10 protein-coding genes are annotated in these 19,633 nt (G+C 54.4%); 5 read left to right on the plus strand and 5 right to left on the minus strand.

The genetic code is table 11. The annotated features are described in order from the left end of the window. Positions 1-38 precede the first annotated feature (38 nt). The 3 genes from AC6I8V_RS22520 to AC6I8V_RS22530 all read left to right on the plus strand — a co-directional run bounded on the left by AC6I8V_RS22520 (position 39) and on the right by AC6I8V_RS22530 (position 12,228). On the plus strand, positions 39-8,615 hold the full coding sequence (locus AC6I8V_RS22520; RefSeq protein ID WP_497846034.1) for a hypothetical protein: 8,577 nt from the start codon (positions 39-41) through the stop codon (positions 8,613-8,615). 203 nt (positions 8,616-8,818) lie between these two features. Continuing rightward, positions 8,819-10,198 (plus strand): glycoside-pentoside-hexuronide (GPH):cation symporter, encoded by a 1,380-nt coding sequence (locus tag AC6I8V_RS22525; RefSeq protein WP_497846035.1) that lies wholly within the window; start codon positions 8,819-8,821, stop codon positions 10,196-10,198. Further along, positions 10,195-12,228, plus strand: coding sequence for a glycoside hydrolase family 31 protein (locus AC6I8V_RS22530; RefSeq protein ID WP_497846036.1), 2,034 nt, complete (start codon positions 10,195-10,197; stop codon positions 12,226-12,228). The genes AC6I8V_RS22525 and AC6I8V_RS22530 overlap by 4 nt, the downstream gene beginning before the upstream one ends. A 44-nt stretch (positions 12,229-12,272) precedes the next feature. Here AC6I8V_RS22530 and AC6I8V_RS22535 read toward each other — a convergent pair whose 3' ends face one another. The 4 genes from AC6I8V_RS22535 to galB are packed head-to-tail and all read right to left on the minus strand — an operon-like array spanning position 12,273 to position 15,685. Continuing rightward, positions 12,273-13,148 (minus strand): NAD(P)-dependent oxidoreductase, encoded by an 876-nt coding sequence (locus tag AC6I8V_RS22535; RefSeq protein WP_497846037.1) that lies wholly within the window; start codon positions 13,146-13,148, stop codon positions 12,273-12,275. Beyond that, on the minus strand, positions 13,141-14,232 hold the full coding sequence (locus AC6I8V_RS22540; RefSeq protein WP_497846038.1) for a 4-oxalomesaconate tautomerase: 1,092 nt from the start codon (positions 14,230-14,232) through the stop codon (positions 13,141-13,143). Before AC6I8V_RS22540 ends, AC6I8V_RS22535 begins: the two co-directional genes overlap by 8 nt. Before the next feature lie 2 nt (positions 14,233-14,234). Next, entirely contained in the window at positions 14,235-14,951 is a 717-nt protein-coding gene (locus AC6I8V_RS22545) for a 4-carboxy-4-hydroxy-2-oxoadipate aldolase/oxaloacetate decarboxylase (protein ID WP_497846039.1), read from the minus strand. After that, a complete protein-coding gene (gene galB, locus AC6I8V_RS22550; protein WP_497846040.1) occupies positions 14,948-15,685 on the minus strand; it encodes a 4-oxalmesaconate hydratase in 738 nt (245 codons plus the stop codon). The genes AC6I8V_RS22545 and galB overlap by 4 nt, the downstream gene beginning before the upstream one ends. Before the next feature lie 136 nt (positions 15,686-15,821). Here galB and AC6I8V_RS22555 point away from each other — a divergent pair, with 136 nt between their 5' ends. Then, positions 15,822-17,057: a LysR family transcriptional regulator gene (locus AC6I8V_RS22555; RefSeq protein ID WP_497846041.1), complete on the plus strand. Its 1,236-nt coding sequence runs from the start codon at positions 15,822-15,824 to the stop codon at positions 17,055-17,057. Positions 17,058-17,075: 18 nt separating this feature from the next. Here the strand turns inward: AC6I8V_RS22555 and AC6I8V_RS22560 are convergent, their stop codons facing one another. Further along, complete coding sequence (locus AC6I8V_RS22560) at positions 17,076-17,759, minus strand: hypothetical protein (protein WP_497846042.1); 684 nt, start codon at positions 17,757-17,759, stop codon at positions 17,076-17,078. 493 nt (positions 17,760-18,252) lie between these two features. Here AC6I8V_RS22560 and AC6I8V_RS22565 point away from each other — a divergent pair, with 493 nt between their 5' ends. Then, positions 18,253-19,632 (plus strand): MFS transporter, encoded by a 1,380-nt coding sequence (locus AC6I8V_RS22565; RefSeq protein ID WP_497846043.1) that lies wholly within the window; start codon positions 18,253-18,255, stop codon positions 19,630-19,632. Position 19,633 lies beyond the last annotated feature (1 nt).

Consider the following 19,633-nt stretch of genomic DNA (forward strand, 5'->3'; position numbering starts at 1 on the left):
GATATAAGGATATTTAAAGCAAATAAGAGAATTTGCAAATGGAATCTGACATACAACCTGCTGTTTTTATGAAGAGTAGCGACTGGCTAAATCGGCTCCTTACCGGACATAACCGGCTTAAAAAGGGGATAAAACGTATAATCAACGCCCCCTGCCAACCTTTCTCCCAGGCAATCTATAAAAACATCCCCGCCGCCGTGTTAACCGAGAGAAAATTCGTTGACCGGGAGCTGGACTATTTCAGCCATGTTATTTATCCCTACGCAAAACATCTCAATCTCCGCCGCGCGCTGGAGATTATTAAGCGCCCGGCGGTGAAGAAAATATTGGTTGATCTCTACAAACCGCCGGGAACGGCAGAACATCCCGTAAAAGAGTTCCTTACCCTCACGGACATTGCCACCGCTGCGCCTGAAAATTTTAATCAGGCGGTGTTTAACCAACTGGTGGCGGCACTGGCTAAAGGGATGGCACTCCGAGACCCGATGTTTGCCCAAAATACCCCGTTCAGCGAAATACCCGGCGACATTGTGCTGCTAAATTTCTTCTCTGCGTTTTTATCCCCCACATTGATCACCCTGCCAGCGTTAAATGAAGGGGTTAAACCTTTACTGCTATCGGGTATTTCATTGTTTTCCCCCACGCTGGCAAAGACCATTAAATACATTGATTCTTTTAATCTGGTGACATGGGCTTTTCCTGCACATGCGCCCTCTATTGAACAGCTAATCAGGGTGGAAAAGACCCGATCGCTGGCGCAGCCAAAAACCCTCCCGCCACCGGTGACGCCTCAGGATCATCAGACCGCAGCGTCCGGCACCGCCAGCGCCAATGTTCCACTGCTTGGGGTAATGGCTACGCTTGCCATTGCCCAGCAACGGCCATGGAAAAGTTGTACTGGCGTCGCGGCATTGGGTCTGGCCAGCGTCTATGCCGCTTATCATTATTATCCTGTATCAGGCCGCAGAGACACGGTGGATGAGGAAAGCACCGGTATGCAACAGAGGGTATCTTATGGCGCACAGCCCGCTGCCGGGGTGTTAATCACCTCTTTCGTCGAAAATAACACCTGCTATTACGCGGTGAATCAAATCAAAGAACTGCTGCATTCCGCGCAGACGGGCCTACGGCTGGTTGATGAATTTAGTGATTATATTTTTGATAGCCATGGCGATTTAAACTTTAACCATGCAGGAAAATTACTGGAAAAATCGGAAATTATCACCTTTACCCAATATGATCGTAACGAGATGACGGTTTTATTAACCCATATCTTTTCCATACTGCTGACTCCGCCAGGCAGAAAAGAGATTTTTAATGTCTACAAAGTCATTCTTGACACCGGGATTAAAGCGAATGAGATCTGGCATCGCAATCTGGAAAAGAATAAACAGGAGACGGTCAGTGAAGCACTCAGCGTCATGCGCCAGTTTATCTCAGCCAGTCTGGTGAAATTATTAGGTGCTATTAATTTAACCCGATTAAGAGGACTGAGAACATTTATTTCGCTAATCTGCGCACCCGATCTGGTACAGTTTGAAGCTCACGAAAAAGGCGATCTGGCGGTTGTTTCGCAGGAAAATTACTATTACTGGAATTATTTAGCCAGGCAGTACTCAGAAAATAAGTATGTACGGCATGAAGATTTTTGGCTCGCCTTGCATGAGGGAAAAAGAATCGGCTTTTATCTGCGTCGGGTGGAGTTCTATAACGGCGTTATTCAGCTAGACCCGGAAAGGAAAGTGTTTGAAAATTATACCCGACGCTTCAATGAAGAGTTTATTGCCTATCACGCCAAAGATGTACAACTTGAGCGTCTGGTATTTATTACCTTAAATGACGTAATTGAAAACCGCTATCAGGCGTTAGCCGTCAACGTTTTGGCACCCATAAACTTCGATAGCTCAGGCCTGTGGGTACATTTACCGCCACACCGTGATAAGCACGTCCAGTATTTACGTGAGTGCAAAAACCTGCTTGATGCGATACGCAGTTTTGATGATGGCCTAAAAGTCGTTCATGAGCTGACGCCTTTGCTGGTGCCCATGTCGTTACGTATTCAGATATCCGACGATATCACCTCGTTCACGCTGCGGCCGCATCCAACGCGCTCGGAGTTGAAACAGGAATATGAGTACATGTTTCAAAAGACCTATGATGAACATATGCGTCTGTATGCCGATGTGGTCAGCATTGCGCTAAAAACCATGCCTCACGATGAATTAAAATTTATCAACGGGACACATACCGAGAAAAAAATTATTCATGTCAGCAATAGCCGTTTGCAGAAACTGCGCTATATGCTGGTACCTAAAATTTTCAGGTTTTATCCCGACGTGATTGAAACCATTGCCTACAACGTGCGGCCCTATCGGCAAAAAGCCATAATATTTAGCGCAACTGACGTCAATTCAACTGAAACACGTTATTATGTGATTAATATAGAATCCAGTCGCATACATCATCAACTCCCCGTTATCCGGCTCGCGATTAATGAAATAAATGGAATAGAAAAGCTGGGAAGTGAATTTCTTGATGAAGTTTATGTCTTCCTCGACGGAAAGACGTTTTGGGACTTTTGCGATGATGAACAGGAATTCAAAACCACAATACTCAGTCCTCCGGAAAAAATGCTGGAATACATCAAGGAACGTTATCATTATGCGCGCGATAAATTGTGTAAAATTACCCGACCGGAAAAGCATATTATTGCTTCATTTTCTGAAGAGAGTCTCGGAACCACGTCATCCGCAATGGCCGTGTTACACAAGAAAATTGTCAATGCCCGCTCCGAGTTTTTATTATATGAAAAAGAAAAGATAAACACCGCAACGGAAACTGAAAGAGAAAAAGATAACAAAAAAGGCGACTGGCGACTGATTATTGAGAAGCTACCCGGAATAAACTGCTTTGAACTGATTGATGATCTGTTAATTAAAAGAGAAGATATCATCCTGACTTCAATGCTGGAAAACTTTTTTCAGTCAGTGATCTGTGCGTCCGACATCCATCTGACATCATCGCTGTTAAAATCAGCCAAAGGCTTGCTCTATTCAATAAAAACCTTAAGTATGCAAAGAATAAGAAAGCAGCAAAATCTTGAATTACTGACAGCAGAGATAAAAGCATCGCGAACGTTTTCGCAATCAAGCCGCAGTCGTTACCCGCCGGAGATGGAAGGCAGAATCACAGCAATTGAAGCAGAATTAAACAACATTGACGCAGAGCTAAAAAAAACCTATGGGAAAATTTCTCACACGATAATCGGTATCGCAGGCAAACCTTCGGAAGTCTTATATCCATTATTCAGTATAGGAAAAGACAAAAGTTTTCTTTTCCCCTGGGCGGCGGCGCTGACCAAGAAGGAAATTAGGAAGTGGCAGTCCGACCTGAAAATACATACTTTTTACCCCTGGATTAAACCTGATGCAATCAAGTTAATGGTAAATGAACGCAGCAAACTATTAACCCCATTAAAGATAAATATAAGCTGCCATTCTGCTGACCCGAATTCACTGAAGATGACCACCAATATTTTCGACATTCATATTAAAAACCCTGAACTGTACAAGAATATCTTCTTCAATACCTTAAAACATCCTGATGTCGATGAGATTATCGCCACTATCGAAGGCAGCGGCTGGAAAATGGCCGATAATTATGATCAGCTGGCGATGTTTTGTTTTATCAGCTTTACCATTCCGGTATGGAGTTATGTCGGTAAGATTTTAGAACTCGAAGATCATTACAAACTCAACGCGAACAGCAGCGACCTGAGTCCAGGATTCTTTTTTGAATACTTCAAAGACAACTTACACAAAAGAGATACTATCCCCCAGCTGATCCTGACTGCCGATCAAAACCTGCTTATCAGCCAGGCCATTAATGCCATTCAGAAAACGCTGCAAGGCAATATCCAGGCGTTCTCATTTAACTATCTGTTTATCCTCAGACATATTTTATTGAGCGAAAACACCCAGCTCTATGTGCAACTGATTACCGGTACTGAATCTGTCCGCAACAGTTCACTGGAAATGATTAAAAAAAACCTGAGTTATAATCTGTACCGCGCCACGCTCTATTCGACCCACTCATCAATACAGGATAAGTTTCACACCGCGGTCATCCACCATCTTGCCGGTTATATTAATACCATAATCCGCGACAATCCGGCGGCGATTACCTTATTCAGCCCGGATTTTGATGCTTTCCATCGTCAATGCCGCCAGTATCCCCTGCTTCAGCCTAATGAAGTCTTGCCCACGCTGGCGGAATTTGTCCGTCATCAGTTTCGTATGGAAAATGATATTGCGGAAATTTATGAATCTTATGCCCGCATCGAATATAGCGCCAAAGTGCTGGCGAAATACCCTGTTGAACAATGGGTGGGCGTGGATGCACAGGCCGACTGGCTGACAGAGATTCAGAAATATATGTCACCTCAGATGCACAGCCAGAACCTTAAACCTTTCCTTGCCGATATCACCAAAGGGCTGATGGCAAGCTGGCAGCATGAACAGCGTAATGCCATGGTGGCCGGCGGGTTGAAAATTATTGTTGCTGGCATCATGAATCCGGTGTTTATTTCCCTGGTGAAAACCAGTATGCGGCAACGCTGCATCACGCACCCGAATCTGCTGTTTTGCCAATATTATCAGCCCGATGACGGTAACTGGTTTACCTTCCTGACCAATGATTTTATGTTTGATACGCAGCGGCGCTCGCGACGCCAGGTTTACAGAGAGCATCCCTATTTCCCGCTGCCTTCCCTCGATGAGCCGGAACTGATTGATGCGGTTATTTTACCGACCACACGTTTGCAACCGACGCTGAACAGCAATGACAGCAGCCTTTATCACGCGTTATTAAATAGCGCCGTGCAGAATTTCATCTTTTTCTCGGCACGCCCCTTCCATGAGCGTTTATATGGACATGTATTGACGCCTCTCTGTCCAGATAGGGTGACGCAGAGTGACGTCGCGACGATGATTAATAAGATCATTGATAGCAATGGCAACATGGTTGATTACCAGATAAAGGTGCTGCTGCGTTATCTGCCCGCGCAGACCCTGCTTGACGCGGATCGACTGCTGCAACTGTTGAGCGATGCCTTGCAGTCAACCCAGCCTGACGCCCCTGCGTTATATGACTATGTCTTTCATCAGCTGCAAAGCATGATCAACCGCTCGTGGATTACCCTCGCGCATTTCAGCGCCAGCGATTTTATTAATGTGCAGTCCCTTGATTTAAGCCAGCGATATCAACGCATTCTGCGCATCGATAATGACGCAATAACCCAGGCTATCCGGCGGTTTATCACCGCCGCCATGCGGCATCTGCTGGCGTTTGCTGATGGGTTGAACGGGGTTGATCCCTGGCTGGCGGGCAGGCAGTTCAAGGATGCCGCCGCACAGCAGATTGTTCTGGGGGCCATTGTCGCCCGGCAGCTGCAATTGGCCAACGTCACGCACGGCGATCTCCTCACCCTCTCCAGCATCGCGATGCTGGATGCCGGCATCATTCCGGTTAATGCCCAGCGGCAGATGGCGTTGCTTAGCATCCCCGGCCGCCACTATGCCGAAGATGCGTTGAAATCACTGGCTTCCGGCCTGGAACAGGCGGCTAAGTTGCAGACGCATATCCTCGCCTGCCTCGATGGCAGCCAGAAGTTATCGGTGTTTCTTGCCGAGCTGAGTTTCGGGACAGTATCGCCTGCGCAACAGTCGCAGTTGCTGGCTCTCGCCGTTGCCGCCATCCAGCCCCAGCGCAATCTGCTCACCTTTACCCTGCCCACGGACAAAGAGAAGCAATTCAGGCTGGCGCGCGATCGGGGGGAGTTGCAGTTCACCTGGTATCTGACGGGCGGCCAGGATAGCAGAGTGGCAGCGATTGGCTTTGATATCACTGAACAGCCGGAGGGTTTGTTGTTCCCCTTCGGCCAGCCTCTGTACATGTTTCGCACCTTTCGCCAGACACCCCGCCCCCTGACGGATAAAGCCTTAACCGAGGTGTGTTTCGGCTCAGTCGTCGGCGGCGACATCCCGTTTAATCTGGCACAAATAACACCTGAGTCCCCGGCGCGGCTGAATGATGAAAGCGTGATAACAACATGGGCAACGATGATGGAATCCGAACTGCATCGTCATTTGCAACAACTGGCGCAGGCCACAAATGGCGCGGATTTTGCGGCACAAAAAAATCTGACCGGATTGTGGCTGAAAAGACATCTGCCGTTTTATGGCGAGAATGATTTGCTCGCCGAGCAGTTTCAGTCTGAGCGCGTGATAAAGCTGGCGGCAACCAACCAGGTCAATAACTGGAAAATCCGCAACCAGCCCAAACCGCAGAACCTGTCCTCGGTGAATTACCTCGATCGCGCCATCACAGAGGTGATGGGAAAATATACTGACTGGCCCGCAGATGCCACTGCGTTAAGGACCCGCAGGGAGATAGACACGACCCTTACCCCCAGTGCACTCCCCGCAACCGGTTTTCGCGGCGTCTGGTGGGACCCGATGCGGTTTATTTGCTATCTCGGGTTTATTAATGACGGCAAAAGCGACCTTTTCGCCAGTCTGGCGGGGAACCGGGGTGCGATATATCTCCTGAGCGACCGCCTGGTGCATAACAGAATCTGGTCGTCATTAAATCTGCGTAGCGAATTAATTGATGATGTTGCCGCATTACATCGTGGTGAAATTTCCGCGCAGATATTCTTTGAACAAACCGTTCCTGAGGTCTGGCGAAAACACTTCGCTCCCGCAACGGAGAGCTGGCGGCTGCTGGACAATGACGCCGCCATGTCGCTTATCAGGCAGGGTATCTTCTCGCCCAGCGCCTATTTACGACCGGCAAATGGCACCAGCAGTACCCGCCAGTTAGTCCCTCATACCCTGCAATACCATAACGGCGAGCTGTTTTTTATTTTCAGCGAAGACGATTATCGCAGCGTCAGCTATCAAATCATTGATACCCAAGGCGAACTCCAGCCCTTACCCGCCCTTTATACCGAGTGGCCGGTTCATATTCACACCTCCGACGGACAATCCTCACAACAGCTGTTCAACGTCACCATGGAACGCTTTATGACGCAGGAAACCGCTAAACAAAGCCCGGAATTCCTGCCTTTGCTGGATGATCAGCAACAGCAGCGGATAAAATCCTCGCTGTTACTGGCGCAGGTTGCCCGAGAAGAGAAGATCCGCGCGCTGACCAATATCACCGCCGGGATTCCGTTTCGCTTCAGCATTAACAGCGAGGTTTTGATCGAGATCGATCTCAATCTCAGGAACAGTGGGCGCAGCCTGCTAACTGAACTGGAGAAACGCACGCAGTTAACGATTGCCGTTAGCGACAGCGTCTGGAATGTCTTTTCGTGGCGTTATAACGATCTTTATGATGACCGGATTTGCAATCAAACCCTTAGCAACCTGAAAAACAAACAAAGGATTTTTACCGCGCTGGCGAGTCTGATTAATCAGGATCCCCACCTGGTCGTGCATAAAACAGCGGGTCTGGCGGACTGGCTCGAGGCAAGCATGGCGCATCTTTCCCGCGCTGTTGCCGCGATCGCAGGCTTTAAAGCGGCGAACCGGCGCAACGGCGATGGTACAGAAGAGGCTGCACGCCTCTATCAGACCTGCATGGCGCAAAACCGTTTTTTCCGTGTTTACAATCAACAACCGCATGTGACCCAAGAGATCTTCTTCGAACCCTGGCAATTTCGCGTTGATGCGAACCGCACGACGCTCGATTATCCGGCCTGGCAGCGTGCGTTAGATCAGCTGCGTCTGCTCACCGCCGGACTGCCGGATGAAACCCGGTTGTTAGACCAGTTCCTGGCATTGCCGCCTCATCTCTGGCGGGCCGGGCGGATGCGTGAATCTGCCCGAGCATTTCAGCAGCATATCAATGGCAGCCTGACGTACTGGCAACAACCGCATCAGGCAAAACGCATCATCGTCATCAGACCGATCGCCTCATCTCAGGGCATCAGGCTCAGCGCTGCGGCAGCAGACCAGCCCGTGAGCCTGTTGCTTTGCGCCGGAACCGCAAGCCTCACCGGTAAAAGCCTGGCGCCAGCCAGACTGCTTAACCCTGAACAATATGACGATCTCTTGCGGGTCAGCAGCGGAAACGCAGAGATACGCCTGGCTGGCGTCAGCAATCAACCGCGCAGCGCGCGCGACTTTGCCCGCTGGACTAAACACCGGCTCTCCTCGCCAATATTTTTGAATGAACTCTCCGGCACGGGCTTCTTATGGCGTTTGCAGAACAGAATTCATCTGGAACGGGCAACCGCCGCGGATAGCTGGTGCGAAGAAGAACGTCTTTTTTATGCGCTGCCCTGCACCCAGCAGTTTTTACAGATCATCGATCTCGATGCCACCGAGCGTAGCCGTCATCTGGATGTTTTTAACGCGTTATTTGCCAGCGATGTTCTGGTCACCCGCCTGATTATGTCCGATCCGGAAATGATTTTTGGTTTGCTGTGTGACTCGTGGCAAACGCCGACGGCGGAAGACCTGACTAAAGCGTTTTTTTTATATATGAGCACCTTTGATGTGCTGGCCGAAAGTGACTTTTCGCAACCGCCCTACCTGATTGGCGTCTGACCGCTACATCTAAGCTGTTGATTAACCGCCATCCGCATTATGGGTGGTGCCATGTTAATTATTTGTTGCCATTCTTGTTACGCGTATCACATTAAGCAAAAATCATAAAACCCGAAACAGATCCCGCAATTGTCTCACCCCCGGACGCTTCCTATAACTGATCCGCGAAACCCTTAGCGATTCAACGACAGGCGGGAATCTTTATGCAAGCACGCTTAACGATTAAAGAAAAAATCAGTTACGGCCTCGGTGATATGGCCAGCCATATCGCCATCGATAACGTGATTATTTTTCTCACCTTTTATTACACCGACGTGGTGGGTTTACCGGCGGTATTCGTCGGCACCCTGTTTTTGCTGGCGCGCATTGCCGATGCGGTGACCGATCCCGCAATGGGCTGGATTGCGGATCGAACCCGTTCACGCTGGGGTAAATTTCGTCCCTGGCTATTGCTGCTGGCGGTGCCCTTCGGCCTGAGCTGTATGCTGATTTATGCTGTGCCGGAAAGCCTGTCGCTCAGCGGCAAAATGATTTACGCCGCCGTCACCTACAGCCTGATGATGCTGATGTACACCGCCATCAATATCCCCTACTGCTCGATGGGGGCGATCATCACCACCGATGATAACCAGCGTATTTCGTTGCAGTCGTGGCGCTTTTTTCTTGCCACGCTGGGCGGGGCGATGTCCACCTTTCTGATGATGCCGCTGGCGACCTGGCTGGGTGGTGGCAACAAACTGGAAGGCTATTTCGCCGCGATGTCGATCATGGCCGCTCTGGCAACCCTGATGTTTTTCATCTGCTTCTTTAATACCCGTGAGCGCGTCAACGCCCCTGCCAGCCACAGCCATTTCCTCACCGACCTGCGTGATTTGCTGCGTAACGATCAATGGCGCGTGGTCGCGCTGCTGGTGTTCTGCAACATTTCCTTCGGCGTGGTACGTCTCGGCGCGATGATGTATTACGTCACCTACTTTCTCGGCAACGCCAGCCTGTTTATGTGGCTGCTGGCCGCGCATATTCTGGGCAAAAGCGTCGGCAGCGTGCTGGCAAAACTGCTGACCCGTCGTCTGAACAAAATCACCGTCTTTACCCTCAGCGCGGTGATCACCGGCCTGCTCAGTATCAGCATCGTGTTTCTCCCCACCATCCTCGCGCTGCTGGTTGGCATGACGTTGGTGGTCTCCAGTTTCTACCAGGTCACCACCACCCTGATGTGGGTGATGATGTCCGACGTGGTCGACTATGGCGAATACCGCCAGGGTAAACGCATGGATGGCACCGTGTTCTCCACCCTGCTGGCGGTGCTGAAAATGGGGATGGCGATCAGCGGAGCCATTGTCGGCTGGACCCTTGGCCTGAGCGGTTACGTGGCTCAGGCTGCGCATCAGCAACCCGCCGCCATGATGGCTATCGTTGCGCTGTTTTCCGTCATTCCCGGTCTGCTGGCGCTGCTGAGCGCGCTGGCGATGCGCGGCTACAAACTTAACGACGCCATTATGCGCACCATCAATCACCACAAAGTATCTGCGCAGCCCGGCGCAACTGGTCCCACCGTTTTACAACCACAGGAGTTGTCATGAGCGAATTACGCGCCGAATCCCAGCGAATTATCTGGACCTTTGACCGCCAGACCCTGGTCATTGAACCCTGGGGGGCAAACAGCCTGCGGGTGCGCGCCACCTGCCAGCCACAGTTAATCGACAGCGACTGGGCGCTGCTGCCCGCACCAGCTTGCGACGTTGAGATCCGTCACCAGCAGGAGTCTCTCAGCCTGCGTAACGGCAACATCACCGCCACGCTGAACATCCGTGGTCAGCTGGCATTTTATAACCAGCATGGCGAGCTGCTGCTGGAAGAGTTCTGGCGACAGCGCAGCACCGTCGGTATTGGCGCGACCGAAAAAAGCCAGGACAAATATATCAGCGCCCTGAAGCTGGATGGGCGTAGCTTCCGCCCGATTCCGGGGGGCAAATATCAGCTGAGCGTCCGCTTTGAAGCGCGTGCGAAAGAGAAAATCTATGGCATGGGTCAATACCAGCAGGATTGTCTCGATCTGAAGGGTTGCACGCTGGAGCTGGCCCAGCGCAACTCGCAGGCCAGCGTGCCGTTTATGGTTTCAAACCTTGGTTATGGCCTGTTGTGGCATAACCCGGCGATTGGCGAAGTGACCTTCGGTAAAAACGGCACGCGCTGGCAGGCCGAAGTCACCGACCAGATGGATTACTGGATCACCGCAGGCGATACGCCAGCGGCGATTGTGCGGCAGTATGGCCGCGCCACCGGCACCGCGCCGATGATGCCCGGCTTCGCCACCGGTTTCTGGCAATGCAAATTGCGCTACCGCAGCCAGCAGGAAGTGCTGGAGGTGGCGCGCGAATATCGCCGCCTGCAACTGCCGCTGTCGGTAATCGTCATCGACTTTTTCCATTGGCCGAATCAGGGAACCTGGTGTTTTGATGCCCGCGACTGGCCGGACCCGCGTGCGATGGTGCAGGAACTGAAGGCGATGGGGATTGAAACCATGGTGTCGGTGTGGCCGACCGTGGACAGCCGCAGCGACAACTATCGTCTGATGAAATCAAAAGGCCTGCTGGTCAACAGCGAACGCGGCGTGTCGGTGAATCTCGACTTTATGGGAAATACCACTTTCTTCGATGCAACCCATCCTGCGGCACGCGATTTTGTCTGGCAGGAGGTGAAGCGTAATTATTATGACCATGGCATCCGCACCTTCTGGCTGGATGAAGCCGAGCCGGAGTACCGCGCCTACGATTTTGATAACTATCGCTATCACCTCGGACCGGTGCAGGAAGTGGGTAACATCTATCCGCAGCTGTTTGCGCGGGGATTTTATGAAGGGCTGCAACAGGCAGGCGAAACTGAAATCGTCAATCTGGTGCGCTGCGCCTGGGCGGGCAGTCAGCGCTACGGCGTGCTGGCGTGGTCGGGGGATGTTCACTCCTCATTCCATGCGCTGCGTAACCAGTTCACCGCCGGGCTGAATATGGCGATGGCGGGCATTCCGTGGTGGACCACCGATATTGGTGGCTTCCAGGGCGGCAACATCCACGACCCGGCGTTCCACGAATTGCTGATCCGCTGGTTCCAGTGGGCGGTGTTCTGTCCGGTGATGCGTTTGCATGGCTATCGCGAGCCGCAGGTTGCGCCAGCCGAGGCCTTCCGCGACGGCATTGCCCAGTGCAATAGCGGCTCACCCAATGAGGTGTGGAGCTACGGTGCCGACAATTTCGCGCTGATGAAAAGCTGCCTGCTGCAACGCGAGCGGTTGCGCCCCTATATCGATGGCCTGATGCGTGAGGCCCATGAACAGGGCGATCCGGTGATGCGTCCGCTGTTTTATCACTACCCGCAGCAGCCGGAAAGCTGGCAGGTGGAAGATCAGTATCTGCTGGGCCGCGAGCTGCTGGTGGCGCCGGTGCTGCACGCCGGACAACGCGAACGGGATGTCTGGTTGCCCGCGGGCGAGCAGTGGATTGCCCGCAACGGCGAGCGTTATCAGGGAGGTCAGCGCATCACCGTCGCCGCACCGCTTAGCGCCATTCCGGTATTCCTGCGCGAAGGCGGCAGCGCCGATGTGCTGAATAGATAACGCCGTCAGGAGCAGCATGGATGCTGCCCCTGCCCGTCGCCACGTTACGCCAGCTTTGCCAGCACCGCACGCCAGCTGAACGGCAGCAGATCCTGATATTGCAGATGATGGGAACTGAGCTGCGCCGGTAACTCCGCCTGAATGTGGCGTATGGCCTGGCTCATCTCCCCCGCCAGCCCGACATCCTGCAACGTTTTCACCACTTCCTGCATCTCTTCTGCGCGCCGCACGCCATGCTCCGCCACCCGACTGATCAGATAATCTGGCAGCCCGGCATTCCAGCCGAGCGAAGGGAAGCTGGTATGCAGCGACGCCAGCACCGCAGCATCCACGCCATAGCGTTGCGCAGCCCCGAGGCATTCGGTGGTTAACGCTTCCAGCCCTTTGATCATCACGCTGCGACACATTTTAATCGCCGACACCGCGCCAATTTCCGTACTGGCTGCCGTCGCCTGGCATCCCAGCGCGCTGAGCTGCTGCGCGATAGCGCTTGCCTGCGCGCCGCCGAGTAATAAGGGCGTAGCGAGGCGTTTCGGCGGCACCGGGGCCATCACCGCGACGTCGAGATAATCCCCGTCTCCACGGGCGATGGCTCGGGCCGCCGCGCGTTTGGTTTCGGGAGCCACCGAGTTGAAATCCAGCAGGGTTTGCCCGGCACGCAACAACGTTGCCGCCTGCTCCGCCACCGCTAACGCATTGCCTGCCGTGACCAGGGAGAGCACCAGCGTGGCGCCTTCCAGCGCCAGATCCAGGCTGGGTGCCGGTTGCACACCGGCCTGGCGCGCCAGCGCCTGCAACGACGCCGCATCCGCGCTAAGAAATTTTTTGTCCCACACCGTCACCCGCGCGCCCTGCGCCGCAAGATCCGTGGCGTAAACACGCCCGGCTTCACCGAAGCCAATAATGGCGATATTAGTCATTCGATCCTCCCTGCCACAGCGAACCCGGTACGGCGACCGCACCGATAAACAGCAGCCGCGCGGTGCGGATTAATCCGCTTTGCGTAACGTTCCCCGCCGCATCACGTTGCAGCAGCACGCTAAATTCGCCGCTGGGATGCTCCACCACCAGTCGTTGTTCCGCGCCCGGTTGTAGCTGAGCGATCCCTTCCGTCACCGAGCCAGGGATCAGGCAGGCGGTCGCCACGCTGACCGCGCCAAGTACGCCAATCGACGCGTGGCAGCGATGGGGAATAAAGGTCCGGGTGGAGAGGGTGCCACCTTCTACAGGTGCGGCAATCAGGGTCATTTTGGGCACGGTACGCGTGGTCACATCACCGAGATTCATCCGCGGCCCGGCCTGCAAACGAATCGCTTCCAGCCGCGCCTTCAGCTCATCATCATTATCGAGCTGTTCACGGCTCTCCTGCCCGGTGCGTCCGAGATCGGCCGCGCGCAGCAGCACGACCGGCATCCCATTGTCGATACAGGTCACCGCCACACCCGCAAACACATCCTGCGCCTGCCCGGTAGGCAGCAACGACCCGCAGGTGGAGCCAGCGATATCGGCAAAACTCAGCACCTGCTGTGCGCCAAATCCCGGCACACCGTCAATGCGGACATCGCCTTCATACTCCACCGCGCCGTCCGGCGTTGGCAGCTGCGCCTCCGCGATTTGCCCGGTGTTCACCATAAAAATGCGCACCCGCGTCATGCCACCCTGGGGAGCCACCAGCCCTTTTTCGATGGCGAATGGCGCGACTGCGGCGAGGATATTGCCGCAGTTCTGGCCGTAATCGACCACGGCTTTATCCACATTCACCTGGGCAAACAGATAATCGACATCCGCGTCGGCGCGGGTCGAAGGGGAAATAATCGCCACCTTGCTGGTCAGCGGATCGGCGCCGCCAATACCGTCAATCTGACGCGCATCGGGCGATCCCATCACCGCCAGCAGCACGCGATCGCGTAACCCGGCATCAGCGGGCAGATCTTTCGCAAGGAAGCAGGCGGCTTTGGAGGTGCCGCCGCGCATCAGTACACAGGGTATCAGCGTCTGTTTCATGATCAGGACTTCTTCAGTTCTGCCAGAGAATCGACGTAGCGCAGCCCTTTTTCGGCCAGCTTTTGTCGCATCTGGTAAATATCCAGACCCAGTTCACCGGCGGCCAGGCGCTGACGTTTGCTCTCTTCCAGTTCGACCCGTTGCTGCGCCGCCTGTGCCACCGTTCTGGCTTCAGTACGTGGCACGATCACCACGCCGTCATCATCGGCCACCACGATATCCCCCGGATTGACTAACTGACCGGCGCACATCACTGGCACGTTCACCGAACCTAACGTCTCCTTGACCGTACCCTGGGCGTACACCGCCCGCGACCAGACCGGGAAATGCATATCGCGCAGCGTCTGACTATCGCGAATACCGATATCGCCCACCAGCGCCACCACGCCGCGCGCCTGCAACGATGTCGCCAGCAGGTCGCCAAAGAAACCATCGTGACAATCCGAGCTGGGCGCCACCAGCAACACGTCGCCGGGCTGACATTGTTCAACCGCCACATGGAACATCCAGTTATCGCCAGGCGTCACCAGCACCGTGACCGCGCTACCGGCAATCGCCGTGCCCTGCTGCACCGGACGGATGCGCACATCCAGCAAGCCCTGACGCTGCTGCGCTTCGTGCACCGTTGCCACCCCAAAGGCGGCAAACTGCGTCACCAGCCCCGGTTCAGCCCGTTCGATATGCCGTACCACTACGCCTCTCTGGTTCACAAGGCTCATGACAAATCCTCCGTCACGCGCGGGAACAGGCTTTGATAACCTTCGCCGTGGCTGATCACCCGTGAGGAGGCGATGCCCACATTGCGTTTCGCCTGCACGCCACGCTGCAACGCCACGCGGGTGTAGTACTCCCACAGATGTTCCTGACCGGCCATGCACTGGATCGCCGCGTATTTCTTCTCCCACACCGCCGTGATATCCAGCAGCACATCCGGCTTCCAGTTGCACTGCTCAGGCTGATGCGGTTCAAAACAGTAAACCGGCGGCGCGCCGATAATCGGTTCGCCAGGACGGTAGCCTTCCGCCTGAGCAATGATGCGCGCTTCCTGCGTCAGATTCGCCGCCAGCGGATGATCATAGTTGTAGGGATCAGCAACAGAGTGGGTCAGCACGAAGTGCGGCTGTACCTTGCGGAACACGTCGGCCAGACGGAATAGCGTCTCGGTATCGGCGCGTAACGGATAATCGCCGAGATCAAAGAACTCAATCGAGGCACCGAGGATCTCCGCGGCGGCCTGGGCTTCGGCACGACGCGTGCTTTTGACGATCGCTTCGGTCATATTCCCTTTACGCCACAGTTTGGCGGACTCACCTCGTTCACCGAACGACAGGCAAACCACATGCACGTCATAGCCTCGGGCAGCGTGTAAGGCGATAGCGCCGCCTGCACGCCACACGAAATCAGCGGAATGGGCGCTTACAACCAGGGCACTTTTTTTTGCGGTGTTTTCCATCTCTCTTTCCTGCTGTTGCTGTTTTTTTCATCCTGCCATGCAGCTGCGCGGGCGAATAATGCCTTTCATTGCGCCAGCTATGATTTTTATTTATGTTGTGATTCCGATCGCCAGCTGAGGCTTTGTCGCATCAAAAATGAAATCCGATGATAACCAGATTAAAATCATGCAATTGCGTGCATTTTGCATGATTGCGGAGCGCGGCACGGTTTCTGAAGCTGCGGAGAAATTATTTCGCACTCAGTCAGCGATCACCCGATCCATTCGTGATCTTGAGCACACTTTAGCTACGCCGCTGTTTGAACGTCATGCCAGCGGCATGTTGCTGACGGAGATGGGAAAATGCGTGCTGCCGCGCGCGCAACGCGCCATTAATGAGTTGCAGCAGATACCGGGCGCGCTGGGTCGATTAAAACAGCGCGATCACCACCGCGACGATGCCGAACCGATCTGGCTGTTTAACGTGCGCCGCTTGCAGGTGTTTCTGCGGCTGTATCGCCTGCACCATACGCAAAGCGTGGCGAACTCGCTCGGCATCAGCCAGCCTGCGGTGAGTGCCGCGCTCAAGGTGCTGGAGAAAGGGGCCGGGCTGGCGTTGTTTCAGCGCACGCCAAAGGGGATGATGCCCGGCGGCGCCGCGCGGGAAATGGCGCCGTTTATCAGCCGCGCATTAAATGAAATCCGTCATATCCCGGAAGATCTGGCGGCGGCAAAAGGGATATTTCATGGCACGGTGCATGTCGGCGCGTTACCGCTGTGCCGCAGTACGCTATTGCCGCTGGCGATCACCGAACTGGTGGCGGCGCATCCCGGCATTAAAGTCGTCACCAACGAGAGCGCCTTTGATGCGTTAATCACCGAGTTACGTGCGGGCGATATTGATTTCATCCTCGGCGCGTTGCGTCAGGATGAGAGCGTGCTGGATATCCACAATCAGGTGCTGTTTGCCGAATCGCTGGTGTTGCTGGTGCGGCCTCAGCATCCGCTGGCGGGACGCCACATCACAGCGACAGATTTAGCCGCTACGCAGTGGGTATTACCGCGTGATAACTCTCCGGCGCGCCATCTGCTGGATGCGGCCTTTCAGGCGCTGGGAATGGCCGCGCCAACCCCGGTGGTGGAGAGTGGCGATCTGGCGATTGTCCGTGGCCTGCTGCTGCATTCCGATATGGTCGCCGTCGTCTCGTCACATCAGCTGGAGTACGAACTGCGCGCCGGCATCCTGCAACCTTTGCAGTTCGACTTACCCAACACGCGCAGGGAGATTGGTTTAACGCTGCGTCAGGGCGCACTCCATGCCCCCGCCGCCGAAGCGTTAATCCGTTGTATTGCCGGGGTTGCGGCACGGGAGGCGAACCCGGCCGCTGGCTAGCGTCCGGGTTGGCTGGCGTTATTTTTTCAGCAGATGCGGCAGCTGGCTCTCCAGCACCGGCAGGCAGGAGTCCATCATTTTCTGGGTTTCCTGGGTGACTTTCTGGTAGTTGTTGGCTTGCCACTCGCTCAGCGGCGCGGTTTTCACCGCCGGGGAACATTCCGCCGTCACAAAGGCGCTGAACATGTTGCCCCCTTCCGGGCGTTTATAGAAAATCACGCGATAGTTTAAATCGTAATTACTATTGCTGGCGGAGAGGTCGGTATAGACCAGCGACCATGTGGAGGCAGCAATATACAGCGTTTCTTTATAGCCAGTGCTGCCGCTTTGTTTATCGAGCCATTGGCGAATTTTCGCTTCAGCCTGCGGCGTAAAATAGCTGGCGGTCGGCTCCGGCAGGGAATCAACGCTACTGCCTTTATAGCCACTCTTATCGAATGTGCCCGAACCCAGGCTAATGCCACCCCCCAGCACAGCGCCTAAGGCGGTGAGACCGGCCACCACCCCCGTGGTTGCCGGGCCAACGACGCGCAGATGCGTATCGGCATAGCGATTGCCGTTCATATCCGGCGGCGCAAAAATGGTGCCGACACTCAGGGTGCTGCCATTGGCGGCGGTAACCTTACGATCTTGTTTATTCCCTGCGCATCCGGCCAGTAACGCCACCGATAAAGCGCCGAGGGTTAATTGCTTAAGTTTCACTTTTTTTCCTTTCACTTTTTTGCTTACAGAAAACGCCTGCGGGTTCCCCCCATTTGTCCCTGGAACCTGATGCAGGCGCACCGTCAAATAAAATCACGCGGTATAGTAAACGGTCAGTGCGGAGAAAACTTTAGCAAACCCGTTAATAACGCTAATGTCTGGCATGCTATTACGCGGCAACGCGGCCGCCTGTTTATTTGCCTGAATATCCCGGTGGTTTGGCATGACATTGCGGACAGCGGGCGTCTTCCCTTCCAGCCTCGTAAACGAAATTCATACACCACCTTTACTTTCTCAGCAGCCAGCGCCACCTGAGCGCCGCTTTATCCCTCTCCGGGTTTGTCAGGCAGCTCACAATATAAATCTAACTCATACCCTTAAAAGCCTTTTTTGACAGACACTGCCCATCACCATGCTTAAGGTGTGATTGGATTGTTAAATTTCTCTCATCATGACAATAGCGGCCCCGAGCGGCATAACAGAGAGTGTACCCATGAGCACAAACAACCTGGTCGATGTAAAAGCATGGATCGACGCCCGGCCCATTTCGCCCTTTCAGTGGCGTGTTTTATTACTCTGCCTGATCATCATCATGTTTGACGGTTATGATGCCGCGGCGATGGGTTTTATCGCCCCGGCGCTGATTGAACACTGGGGCATCTCCCGCGCCACCATGGGGCCGATCCTCGGTGCGGCAATGTTTGGCGTCGCTATCGGCGCGTTGATTGCCGGTCCCCTTTCTGACCGCTTCGGCCGCAAACGTATTATTCTGCTGTCGTTTCTGGTGTTCTCGGCCTTTAGCGTGGTCTGTGCATTCGCCGCTACGCCGCTGCAAATGGCGCTGCTGCGCTTTATCACCGGGCTGGGTCTGGGTGCGGTCATGCCCAACTGCGTCACGCTATTGTCGGAATATATGCCGGAGCGGCGTAAAGGAGTGATGATTACCCTGATGTTCAGCGGCTTTAATATCGGCTCGGGGCTGGGTGGATTTATCGCCGCCGGGTTGCTGAGTCATTACACCTGGCAGGCGGTGCTGATTTTTGGCGGAGCCGTACCTTTACTGATGCTGCCGTTGTTTGTCTGGCTGCTGCCGGAGTCGGTGCTTAATCTGCTGGTGCGTAAGGTGCCGCGCGATCGGATCGCCGCGCTGCTCAATCGTATGGGGGGAACCTTTAGCGGCGACAACGCCTTTGTGCTGCACTCCCCGCGCGTCAATCGCCACAGCACCATTTCGCAGCTGTTCCGCAACGGCTTCGCACGCGGCACCGTCATCCTGTGGCTGACCTACTTTATGGGGCTGTTCGTGATTTATCTGCTCAACGGCTGGCTGCCCACCATTATGCGTTCCGGTGGACTCTCACTGGAGCAGGCGGCCATTCTCGCCGGATTGTTCCAGCTCGGCGGACCGGTGGGCGGCATTATCGTCGGCGCGCTGATGGACAAAATGCACGCCAAATATGTGATTGGCGTGGTCTACCTGCTGGGCTGCCTGTGTCTGGTCGCTCAGGGCATCTTTGGCTTTAGCGGCGTAGCGTTGGGCGCGTTCATTTTTGTCACAGGCATGTGTATCAACGGGGCGCAAAACGGATTGCAGGTTTACTCACCGGCCTACTATCCCACGGAAATCCGCGCGACCGGCGTAAGCTGGATGCACGGCATTGGCCGCACCGGCGCGATTCTCAGCTCGTCGGTAGGCGGGCTGCTGATTGGTGCGTTCCCGGCACAATCCGCCATTTTCTATATCCTTGCCCTGCCCGCGTTACTGGCGGCGCTGAGCATCGTTTTGCATCGCACCATTCCTCTGACCATGAAAATAAAAGGCGCCGGGCTGGGCGACATCCCGGCGCTGTCGCAAACGTTAAATAACCGATAAG

This window comes from Pantoea sp. X-Soil-TKNS-1207, from assembly GCF_059730485.1.